Raw genomic sequence first — 10,893 nt, 5'->3', positions numbered from 1 at the left:
GACCCCCGTGGGGGTCCGCCTCCGGTGCGCCGACGTCAGTGACGTGAGCGACGTCGAGTCGTGTGGTCGATCAGCGACGTCAGGAGCCGATGATCTCGCCGTCCTTGCGGCGGATGACGATCGTCGCGGAGCGCGGGCGGCTCGACTTGTCGTGCTCGGGCCAGGAGCTCACGGCGTTGGGGTTCGCCGGGGTCGGCTTGCCCCAGGCCTTGGTCTCCTCGCCCGGGTGCTGGATGTTGACGAACATCGTGCGCAGGTCGGGGGTGGCGCTGACGCCGGTGATCTCGCAGCCGCGGGGGCCGGTGAGGAACCGGCGGATCTCGCGGGTGTGGGGGTCGGCGCAGAGCATCTGGTTGTTGCCGAGGTTCTCGTACTCCTTGATGTTCTGCGTGGAGTTGGAGACGTCGGTCTCGATCCAGAGGCGGCCCAGCGGGTCGCCCCACAGGCCGTCGGGGGAGCCGAAGGCGTCGCCGTTGATGTTGACCATCGGGTCCTTGGTGGGGTCGCCGGCGAGCACGAAGATGTCCCACTCGAACGTCGTGCCGGTCTTGTCTCCGCCGGTCTCCATCCAACGGATGATGTGGCCGTACGGGTTGGGCTTGCGCGGGTTGGCCGGGCTGGGGCCGGACTTGCCGTTGGTGAGGGTGCAGAAGAGGTGGCCCGTCTTGGGGTTCTCGGTGATCCACTCGGGGCGGTCCATCTTGGTGGCGCCCACGGCGTCGGCGGCGCGACGGGTGCGCACGAGCACGTCGGCCTGGTCCTTCCACCCGTTGGCCTTGGTGAGGGGGCCCTGGCCGAAGACGAGGGGCAGCCAGACGCCCGTGCCGTCCTCGTCGAACCGGGCGACGTAGAGGGTGCCCTCGTCGAGGGGGCTCTTGCCGCGGGCCCGCACCGAACGCCAGGGCGAGGAGCCGACGAACTTGTAGATGTACTCGCCGTCCTGGTCGTCACCGTTGTAGGAGACGACGCGGCCGCGGGACTCCGCGAAGTAGCAGTTCTCGTGCTTGACGCGGCCGAGCGCGGTGCGCTTGACGGGCGTGGAGTCGGGGTCGAAGGGGTCGATCTCGACGCACCAACCGAACCGGTACTGCTCGTTGGGGTCCTTGACGATGTCGAAGCGCTCGTCGACCTCTTCCCAGCGGTACTCGGTGCCGCCGGTGGGCAGGCCGTAGCGCTTCTCCTCGTCGGTGGCCTTGTGGTCCTTGGCGGTGGTGCCGAAGTACTGGTTCCAGTTCTCCTCGCACGTCACGTAGGTGCCCCACGGCGTGTGGCCCATGGAGCAGTTGTTGAGCGTGCCGCGGGGCGGGGTCTTGGCCTTGAGGCGCGGGTCGCCGGCCGCCGGGCCCGAGAACGTGACGGGGGTGTTGACGTGGATGCGACGGTTGAACGGGGAGTCGCCGTGGGCCCAGGAGCCGTCGCGCTTCTGCCGCACCGACATCACGGTGACGCCGTGGGCGTGCTGGTGCTTGCGGGCCTTCTCGAGGGTCATCTCGCCCTCGAGGCCGTCGGGCGTGAGCAGCGCGGGGTCGGTGTACTCGTGGTTGAGCACGAGCAGGCCGGCGCCGTTGTTGTCGTGCTTGCCGCCGCGGCTCTTCATGCGGCCGCGGGTGTCGAACGGGAAGAAGTGCATGCCGTCGTGGTTGAACCCGACCTGCACGGCCTGGTCGCGGCTGGTGTTGGCCGCGTTCTTCTTCCACGCCGGGCCGCCGGAGTGGATGGGCGTGCCCCACGGGATGAGGACCTCGGCCGTGTAGCCCTCGGGCACGTGGACCGTGTCGTCCTTGCTCACCGGAACGGACTTGAAGCCCATGAGCGGGCGACGGTGCTTGTCGGCGGCGAGGGAGGTCGTCGTCGTGGCGGGCACCGTGGCCGCCTGCGCCATGGGGGCGCCGGCGAAGAAGCCGACGGCCGCGACGCCGATCGTCCCGCCGAGGACGCTGCGGCGGGAGATGTTGGCCTCGAGCACCTCGCCGAAGTGGCGGTTGGGGCTCGGATTGCTGCTGATGTCGTCGATGTCGATCTGTTCGGTCATGGCAGGAGTCCTCAGCTGGTCGAAGGGTGGCCGTACCCCCGACCCGGTGTTGTTGGAGTGGCACGAACGTGCGATCGGCGTCCGAGTCGTGGTACTCCCGGGGACGCTAGGAAGGCAGGGTGACGTTCCGGCGCCCCGCAGGAGAACGATCAGGGCCAGGGAGGTGACGTCGAGGTGGGTCCGTGCCGCGACCGCGAGGCGTGGGAGCTCGGCTGTGCGACATCGGGATCCGCGCTTGCCGGGTTCGCGCCGAGGCGTTGATGGGCGAGCTACACGGTCGGCAGGTCGCCGAGGCGGCGTCTGACCTGCTCGTAGGCCTCGGAGGCCGCATCCCGATCGTCGCGGGCGGTCTGCGCCGCGTCCTCCTTGCGGGCCGCCTCGTCGCGGGCCGCGTCGAGCAGGCGGGCGAGTTCGTCGACCCGGGCGGCCGCTTTCTCGGCCTTCTGCTCGCGGTCGGCGACGACGAGCGACGCGCGTGCGAGTTCGTGATCGGCGAGGGTCACCTGCTCCTCGAGACGTCGTCGCAGTGCGCGCCGAGCGGCGGAGTCGTCGCGTGCTCTGCGCTCGGTCGACGTGTCCGGGGCGGTCTCCTCGGGTGGGTGCGGTGCGTCCCCTGAACCCGGGGCCACGGCGGTCGCCGACTCATCGGTGGTGTCGATCTGCTGCTCGTGGGCCGGCGCCGCGCGTCGGGCCGGGGCGATGAAACCCTCGGCGACGGCGTCGTCGAGGTCGACCTCACCGAACCCGGCGTAGTCGAGGGTGCGCACGAGAGCGCCGCTCGCGACGGCCTCGGCCGCCTTCTCGTCGGCGAGGGCCGCCACGCAGGTCGCGCGGACGGCATCGCTCGCGGAGACGCTCAACCCGTGTCCGCCGGCGTCGGCGACGAACCCGGCCGCCCGCGTGAAGGATTCGAGGGTCGAGTCACGTTCGCGCCGCAACGACTGCATCGTGGCCACGTCGAGGGAGGCCTGGGCCTGGCGCATTCGTCGTCCGAGGTCGAGGAGCCGTTCGATCTCGACGGGGCGCTCGCGCACGAGCCGATTGACGGCCCATGCGGCGACCGTGGGCTTGCGCAGCGCGGTGATCCGCGCGGCGAGGTCACGGTCACCCGCCTCGCGTGCGTCCTTGGCGAGCCGGGTGCGGGTGGCGACGAACTCGGCGAGGTCGGCTCCGTAGAGCTCGTCGAGAACGTCCGGGGCCGCCATATATCGATGATGGCAGGAGACGCCGAGGCTCGTGCTCTTCGTGCCCGGTCCTCGTTACTGCGCCGTACGGTCGGTGGGGCGCGGGCGGTGCGGTGTTGCGATGATGGGGCGATGCAACGTTCTTCGGTCGATTGGGTGGATCACGCGATCTGGTGGCACGTGTACCCGCTGGGGTTCTGCGGGGCGCCGATCCGCGACGTGACCTCGCGTGAGACGACGCACCGCCTGCCGCATCTGACCTCCTGGTTGCCGTACGCGGTCGACCTCGGCTGCTCGGGGTTGCTGCTCGGGCCGGTGTTCGAGTCGACCTCCCACGGGTACGACACGACCGACTACCTCCGGCTCGATCCGCGGCTGGGCGACGACGCCGACCTCGACGCGTTGATCGCCGCGGCCAAGGAGAAGGGCCTGCGGATCGTCCTCGACGGTGTGTTCAACCACGTGGGTCGCGAACACCCGGCGTTCCAGCGGGTGCTCGAGCAGGGGCCGAGTGCGCCCGAGGCCGACTGGTTCCATCTCACGTGGCCGCAGGAGTGGGCGCCGGGTGTCGAGCCGGAGTACGCGACGTTCGAGGGTCATGGCGGCCTCGTCGCGCTCGATCACTCTTCGCCGGTGGTCGAGCAGCTCGTCGTCGACGTCATGCTGCACTGGCTTCGCCGGGGCATCGACGGGTGGCGCCTCGACGCCGCGTACGCGGTGCCGCCGGAGTTCTGGGCCCGCGTGCTGCCGCGGGTGCGCGAGGAGTTCCCGAGCGCGTGGTTCCTCGGCGAGGTCATCCACGGCGACTACGTCGACATCGTGCGGCGCAGCACCATCGACTCCCTCACGCAGTACGAGCTGTGGAAGGCGATCTGGAGCAGCCTGTTGGACACCAACTTCCACGAGCTCGCGTGGTCGCTCACCCGGCACGGCGAGTTCGTCGAGCACTTCGTGCCGCAGACGTTCGTCGGCAACCACGACACGACGCGCATCGCGACCAAGGTGGGCGACGAAGGGCTCGCCGTCCTCGCCGTGACGATCCTGTTGACCGTCGCCGGCATCCCCTCGGTCTACTACGGAGACGAGCACGCGTTCGCCGGCGAGAAGACCGAGGGGTGGAGCGGCGACGACCAGGTGCGCCCCGTGTTTCCGGACTCCCCGAACGACCTCGCCCTCGGCGGCTGGATGTACGAGATCCACCAACGCCTCATCGGCGTGCGTCGCCGTCACCCCTGGCTCGTCGACGCGATCACCGAGACGGCCGAGGTCAGCAACGAACGCCTCGTCTACCGCTCCCGCGCCCGTCACGGCGACGGGTCGATCACGGTCGAGCTCGAGACGACGACCCGGTCCGCCGTCGTGCGGGGCGAGGACGGGGCGGAGTTGTTCGCGTATCGAGCGTGATTCACGCGAACATCAGCTCCATCCGCACCTCGACCGGATCGACCTGTCCGGGCCCAATGCTGCTGACGCCCCTTCATTGCGAGGATCTCCTGCCGCGCGGCAGAGCCCCCGCTTACGTCGTATCCAGCGTCGGATGCGGGTGAGCGTGGGGGCCGGTCCTAGAGGGTCCGGCTCGTCGGTGGCGATGCCTCTGTGTCGCCGTCGGCCCTGGCTGGGTTGAGGCGAGTGACCAACGACCTTCTCTCTGAAGCGATCCGCCGATCTCGACCCTGCTGTGTGCTGGGATGGCATCCAGGAGGTGGCCGATGGAGTTCACCGATTTCTTCCGTCTCGCGACCGGCCGTGAGGACGGCGAGCCGTACGCCTACCAGGCCGCCGTCGCACGTGACGGGCTGCCGGACGTGCTCGAAGTGCCGACCGGCGCAGGTAAGACCTTCGCGGCCGTGGGCGGGTGGATGTATCGCAGGCTGTTTCACCCCGACCCTGCCGTCCGAGCGGCGACCCCTCGGCGTCTCGTCTACGCGCTGCCGATGCGGGTTCTCGTCGAGTCGGTGACCGACGAGGTCATCGCGATGCGCGACCGTCTCGGGCTGCACGACGAACTCCCCGTCCTCCAACTCATGGGTGGGTCGCTGGGGGCCGAGGACGTCTCCGGGTGGAGAGTCGCCATGGATTCGGCGTCCGTCGTCGTCGGCACCGTCGATCAGATCGTGTCCCGTCAACTCCTTCGCGGTTACGGCGCGAGCCGCCGGACATACCCGATCGACTTCGCTCTCGTCACCAACGGTGCGCACGTCGTCGTCGACGAGATCCAGCTCGCCGGCCAGGCCACGAGCACGACGCGGCAGATCGCAGCGTTTCAGCGCCGCTATGGAACCGCGGAGCCGACCGGCCTGACCTGCATGTCCGCCACGGTGGACTCCACCTACCTCGCCACCGTCGACAACCCCTATCCGATGGCGGACTCGTCACTCGTCCGCCTGGCGGCCGACGACCGACGTGGCCCACTTGCGCGTCGGCTCGCCGGAACACGCCGGATCACCCGCCTCGACGACGTGACGACGGATGCAGTAATCGCGCAACATGCGCTCGAGCAACACCGCGTCGGCACGCTGACCCTCGTCGTCGTCAACCGCGTCGACGAGGCCGTCGCCGTTCACAAGGCGCTGTCCAAGCAGCTCACCACGCGCGCGGACCGCCCCGACCTCCTTCTCGTCCACTCCCGGTTCCGCGGCCGTGAGCGTCAGGAGCTCAATGACCGGCTCCGCACCCTGACCGGCGATAAGGGGCGCGAGCTCCTCGACGGCACACCCGGCACGATCGTCGTCGCCACGCAGGCCGTGGAGGCGGGTGTCGATCTCGATGCCACGACCCTCATCACCGAGGCCGCGCCGTGGTCGTCGGTGTGCCAGCGAGCCGGCCGCTGCAATCGAGCAGGACTCGCAGGTGCAGGCGAGGAGACGACTGCACGTCTCTACTGGTTCGACCGTGGCAAGCCGCAACCGTACGAAGCCGCCGACGTCATGGCGTCCATCGACCGGTTGACCCAGCTCGAAGGCCGGGCGGTGACGTCCGAGGATCTGCTCGGCACCGACGTGGCCGAGGCGCCAGAACCGTTGTCGATCCTTCGCGCCCCTGACTTCGTCCAACTCTTCGACACCTCGCCCGACCTCAGCGGCGGCGATCTCGACGTGAGTCGCTACATCCGCGCTGATCGTGACACCGACATCCAGGTGGCGTGGATCGATCCCGCGACCCTCATGCTCGACACCGTTCTCGCCAGGCCGGATCCGCAGTGGAGGGTGTCGGTGTCGATCGGCGCGTTGCGAAAGCTGCTGGGTCGAGCGGGGGTGCGCGCGTGGATCTACGACCCCTTCACCGAGCGTTGGGTGGGGGCCACGTCGCGGACGTCGTTGCGTCCGCAGGACCTCGTTCTTGTCGACCGGGATTCAGGCGGTTACGACACCACGTTCGGCTTCGACGCGGCGTTCAGGGCGCGCGTCACACCGATCCACACCGACGTGCCGGTCGCCTCAGGGTCCGGTGACGACGAGACGAACTCGCAGAAGACCGAGTCGGACCAACCGACCGACACCAGCGCCGACGAGGCTTCGTCCGACCCCGCCTCGTTCACAGCGGGATGGCAACGCCTCGATGACCACCTGGCCGAAGCCCGGGTGCAGGCCGAGAACATCCAGCGCAGGCTCGGCCTCCCGAGGCCCGAATTGGATGACGACGTCGTCGCTGCCGTTGCCGCAGCCGTCCAGACGCACGACCTCGGCAAGGGCTTCCCCGGATGGCAGAGCGCGCTGCGTCGCATCGGGACGGACGCGAATGGGCAGCACGAGCAGGGTCATGAACCACCCGACGGGCTGCTCGCCAAGGCCCCGCGCGACGAGCAGGATTCCAAGAAGCGTGACCCCAATGCGGGCACCACCGACGGGGCGCCGAACGACGAACCCCAGCAACGACCCCACCGCGTACGGCGACTCGTCGTCCGTGCCGACCCGGTGAGGGAATCAGGGACGGTGCTGGAGCTGGCGACGAAGCGACACAAGCTCGAGCGGCGACGTCCGGTGTTCAGGCACGAACTCGCGTCGGTGCTCTACCTGCGTTCGCGGGAGGGACGAGCACTCCTGAGCCGCCTCGGCGTCCCCGACCACCGGCACCCCCTGGTCGACTACCTCGTCGGGGCACACCACGGCGTGCTGCGCGTGACTCCGCGCGACCCGGTCAGTGACGGCCGAGACGGCACGATGCTGCTCGGAATCGTCGACGGCGAATGGCTTCCGGACCTCGATCTCGGAGAACTGTCGCTGCCGGGCCTTGAAGCCGATCTCTCCCTCTTCGCCGGGGGCGGTGACTCGTGGGGCCTCCTCGCCGCCGACCTGCTCGACGAGTTCGGACCCTTCCGGCTCGCCTACCTCGAGACCGTGACGCGGGTCAGCGATTGGCGCGCGAGCAGCGCCCGCCCCACCCCGGAGAGGACCGCCTGATGCCCGTCCACTCGTTCCCCGGGCTCCGGGCCGACTCCCTGCTCACGTACCTCGCCGGGCTGGGGCTGGCACGCGTCGTGGCCGAACAGGCCGATCCCGAGGTTCGTACCTGGTGGTCGGGACGAACCCTGCACATGGAGACCGATCTCGACGACGTACGCGACTTCCTCGTCGAGGAGTACCGACCCACGCCCGCCTTCAGTCCGTGGAACGGCGGTAGCGGTTTCAAACCGAAGGACAAGAACCAGCGGCAGGTGCTGGAACGCATCGTGGCCACCGACTCGCCTCGGCTGGCGGCCTTCGAGGACGCGTACGAGGCAGTTCGCGCCGTCACGGCCCGTCATCTGCCCGAAGGCGCCACCGACGTCAAAGACAAGCGGCGTCTCGTCATCGACCTCCGTAACGAAGTGCCGGAGCCGGCGTTGCCGTGGCTGGATGCGGTCGTCGTCGTGGGGGAGGAGCGTCTGCACTTTCCTGGCGTCTACGGCACGGGCGGCAACGACGGCAGGCTCGAGTTCTCGTCCAACTTCCATCAGCGGCTCCTCGACGTCATCCCCGAACTCGGGGCCAAGCCCGCGACCTCGCTGGCCTGGGCGACCGACGCGTTGACGGCCGACCGGCCGGTGCCACTGAAACCCGGAAACGCCGGCCAGTTCGACCCACAGGCAACCCCTTCACCGAGCACCTGGACGCTCAGCGCTGGAGACAAGGCGCTCGTCAATCCCTGGCATTACGTCCTCATGGTCGAGGCATGCGGATACCTGGCCGCATCGTTGGCGCGATCCGCAGGGCGGGGGGCGTACTCCTATGCCGCGGTGCCGTTCACGGTGCAGCCGTCGGCGATCGGACCGACGGCCGGCAGCAGCGCGGAGGAGGGCCGCGGGGAGTTCTGGGCGCCGCTGTGGGGCCGCCCGTTGCGGCATCGAGAGCTCACACAGTTGTTCGGTCAGGCTCGCGCCTCCTGGGGTGGACGCACGCCGACGACTTCTGCAGGGATGTATGCCGCAGCCCGATCGCATGGGGTCGACAGTCGGATCGAGTCGTTCTGCCGCTACGCCATCGTCCAGCGCAACGGCCTCGCGTTCGTCGCCGCCCTGCGAGAGCAGGTCCACGTCGCGCCGCGCCTCGGCATCGACATCGCGCTCCCGGTCGAAGCGCGGATGAGGGGTTTCCTCCGGGGCGCGTCGGGGCGCGCAGAGGAGCAACGCCGCGAGCTCGACCTATTGCACATGGCGTTCGTGTCCACCGATGACCCCCAGTCCGCGCGTGGTCACCTCGTCGACTGGCTCGCTGCCCTCACCGCACGCGAGCACTCGGCGGCCTTGTCCGACAGAGAAGTCGACGAGATCACGGGGGTGGCGCGGCAGCCGCGTGCTGTGGATGCCGCGGCGTATCTGGCGCCGTGGCTGGACGAGAGACCCGAGCACCGAGTAGCGGCGACCTTGGCCTCGGCCTGGATCGACGAGGGGGACGGTGATCGGGCGCCCATGCGGAGACTCCTCGTCGGAGAGGCGCCGCATGGCCGGGATCGCGAGTGGCACCGACCGACGGTCCGCGGCTACGGCGTCCGTCCGCTGCCCGAGGTGCTCGCCGACGTCGCCGTCTGGCGCGACGCCCACTCGGGCCGCTCCAGGGGCGCCGGGCGAGGCGTGCGTCTCGTCGCCGATCACGGGTATCGATGCCGCCCGAGTGACGTGACCCGATGGGTCCGTGGCGACCTCGACGAGACGCGGCTCGCGCACGCCTTCGATGCCTGCCTCGCGCTCGACTGGACCGGCTGGCGCGTGCCGACTCGGGCGCGCCAGGACCGTCACGTGCCCGATCTGGCGTTGGCTCCGCTCGCCGCCGTGGCCTCCGGCGAGATCCTCCTTCCCGGGTTCTCTGCCGACGACCTCTCGCCCCGCTCACGCCAGTCGTGGCCGGAGGGGTGGGCCCAGCGACTGCGGGCGGGCCGCGTCCGCGACGTCGTCACCGACGCGGTCGCGCTGCTCAACCGGTCGCGCATCGCACCTCGACGGACCGCTGCCACCGAGCGCGAGGACCGAACGCCGTCGCGCCTCGGATCGGAGCGGCGCGTCACGATGACGACGCCGATGGTCCCGAACCATGACCTCCGCTTGGGCACTCGCCTCGCCGCGGCCCTGCTCTGCCCCGTCTCGATCGCAGGTCTGCACCACCTCGGCGTGGTGCATTCGACCGCCGGAGACCTCGCGCCGACGGGCGCCCCCGATCCAAACCCGGACGGCTCAATTCACCCCCTCGACCACGAAGGAGTCTCGTCATGACCCTCCCGCCACGGAGTCACCTGAAGATCCGGCTCAAGCCCGCTTCGGGCGACCGCTTCCAGCCCACCGGCTTTCCGGATCTCGGCGCGGCGCTGTTCCGGCGCCCCGTCGGCGAGTCGGACTGGCAGGAGTGCCTCCACGTGGAATCCCCGCAGTCGATGGCGAATCGCATGGAGGAGACGACCTGGAACGAGGCCACGGACACGCAGGTCGACACGTTCGACGGCATCCCCTACGTCCAGGTGGTCGACGCCGACGGCGAGTTCGTCACCGCGTCGCGCATCGAACCCCATCGACTCGCCTCGGCGTACATCATGGACGGCACCGTCGAGGAGACCGGCCAGACCGGAGCTCAGTGGCTGCCCGCACGTCTCGGCCTCGAGGCGTCCAAACCGTTGGATCACCGACGGCTCGCGCGGGGGGTCTACGAGTTGGACCCGCTCTCGCTGGTGCACGGGGTCTTCTTCGCCCAGAAGCAGAGTGACGGCTGGCCGCGACAGCCGAAGATCGCCCGGGCCGTCACCGCCTTTATCGACGCGACCGACGTCGCCCCCGCCGTGTCGGGTGGAGTGAAGACCGACCGCGTCGACACCGCGGGTGGCCACGCCGACACCGGCTACGGCATGGTGCCGCACCACCGCGTCGAGTACACCGCTCGCGAGATCACGGCGTACGTCACCGTCGACCATGCCCAGCTGCGGTCGTACGGTCTGACGGACGCCGAGACGGAGCTCCTCGAGGCGATCATCGGTTTCGAACTGGCGTCCTTCTTCGGCCTCGGCGGCTTCCGGCTGCGTACGGCCTGCGAATTCGAGGTCGTCGACGGGGGCATCGAGACCGATGGCATCGAGCTGACGAGCCTCGACGAGGCGACGGCGCGACTTCGGACGGCGATCGACGGCGCCCGCGACGGGCTGGGGCAGATGACGACGGTGCGTCGGGGTTCGGGAAAGAGTGCCCGGTCGAAGAAGGTTCGCGCGGAGACGACCTGA

At 69.6% G+C, this 10,893-nt stretch carries 6 protein-coding genes; 4 read left to right on the top strand and 2 right to left on the bottom strand.

Annotation, left to right across the window (positions count from 1 at the left end):
* Positions 1 to 79 precede the first annotated feature (79 nt).
* Both BN1197_RS03515 and BN1197_RS03510 read right to left on the bottom strand, forming a co-directional pair.
* Entirely contained in the window at positions 80 to 2,032 is a 1,953-nt protein-coding gene (locus tag BN1197_RS03515; protein ID WP_040156195.1) for a PhoX family protein, read from the bottom strand.
* Between the two features lie 269 nt (positions 2,033 to 2,301).
* The gene (locus BN1197_RS03510; protein ID WP_052465944.1) at positions 2,302 to 3,237 is read right to left on the bottom strand and encodes a hypothetical protein; all 936 of its coding nucleotides are present in this window, start codon (positions 3,235 to 3,237) and stop codon (positions 2,302 to 2,304) included.
* Between the two features lie 111 nt (positions 3,238 to 3,348).
* Here BN1197_RS03510 and BN1197_RS03505 point away from each other — a divergent pair, with 111 nt between their 5' ends.
* From BN1197_RS03505 to cas7g, 4 genes are all read left to right on the top strand, one after another.
* Positions 3,349 to 4,620 (top strand): alpha-amylase family protein, encoded by a 1,272-nt coding sequence (locus tag BN1197_RS03505; protein WP_040156194.1) that lies wholly within the window; start codon positions 3,349 to 3,351, stop codon positions 4,618 to 4,620.
* Between the two features lie 305 nt (positions 4,621 to 4,925).
* Positions 4,926 to 7,616, top strand: a complete 2,691-nt coding sequence (cas3g, locus tag BN1197_RS03500) for a type I-G CRISPR-associated helicase/endonuclease Cas3g (RefSeq protein WP_040156192.1) — start codon at positions 4,926 to 4,928, stop codon at positions 7,614 to 7,616.
* Positions 7,616 to 9,901 (top strand): type I-G CRISPR-associated protein Cas8g1/Csx17, encoded by a 2,286-nt coding sequence (cas8g1, locus tag BN1197_RS03495; RefSeq protein WP_141397196.1) that lies wholly within the window; start codon positions 7,616 to 7,618, stop codon positions 9,899 to 9,901. The genes cas3g and cas8g1 overlap by 1 nt, the downstream gene beginning before the upstream one ends.
* Entirely contained in the window at positions 9,898 to 10,893 is a 996-nt protein-coding gene (cas7g, locus tag BN1197_RS03490; RefSeq protein ID WP_052465943.1) for a type I-G CRISPR-associated RAMP protein Csb1/Cas7g, read from the top strand. Before cas8g1 ends, cas7g begins: the two co-directional genes overlap by 4 nt.

It is taken from the genome of Mobilicoccus massiliensis (assembly GCF_000826525.2).
Taxonomy (GTDB): Bacteria; Actinomycetota; Actinomycetes; order Actinomycetales; family Dermatophilaceae; genus Mobilicoccus; species Mobilicoccus massiliensis.
Note: the sequence above shows the minus strand (reverse complement) of the source record. Positions and strands in the feature narration are given on the sequence as shown.

What these genes read in the sequence shown, in the direction of transcription:
- BN1197_RS03515 (WP_040156195.1), bottom strand. Translation starts at nt 2,032, where the DNA reads ATGACCGAACAGATCGACATCGACGACATCAGCAGCAATCCGAGCCCC.
- BN1197_RS03510 (WP_052465944.1), bottom strand. Translation starts at nt 3,237, where the DNA reads ATGGCGGCCCCGGACGTTCTCGACGAGCTCTACGGAGCCGACCTCGCC.
- BN1197_RS03505 (WP_040156194.1), top strand. Translation starts at nt 3,349, where the DNA reads ATGCAACGTTCTTCGGTCGATTGGGTGGATCACGCGATCTGGTGGCAC.
- cas3g (WP_040156192.1), top strand. Translation starts at nt 4,926, where the DNA reads ATGGAGTTCACCGATTTCTTCCGTCTCGCGACCGGCCGTGAGGACGGC.
- cas8g1 (WP_141397196.1), top strand. Translation starts at nt 7,616, where the DNA reads ATGCCCGTCCACTCGTTCCCCGGGCTCCGGGCCGACTCCCTGCTCACG.
- cas7g (WP_052465943.1), top strand. Translation starts at nt 9,898, where the DNA reads ATGACCCTCCCGCCACGGAGTCACCTGAAGATCCGGCTCAAGCCCGCT.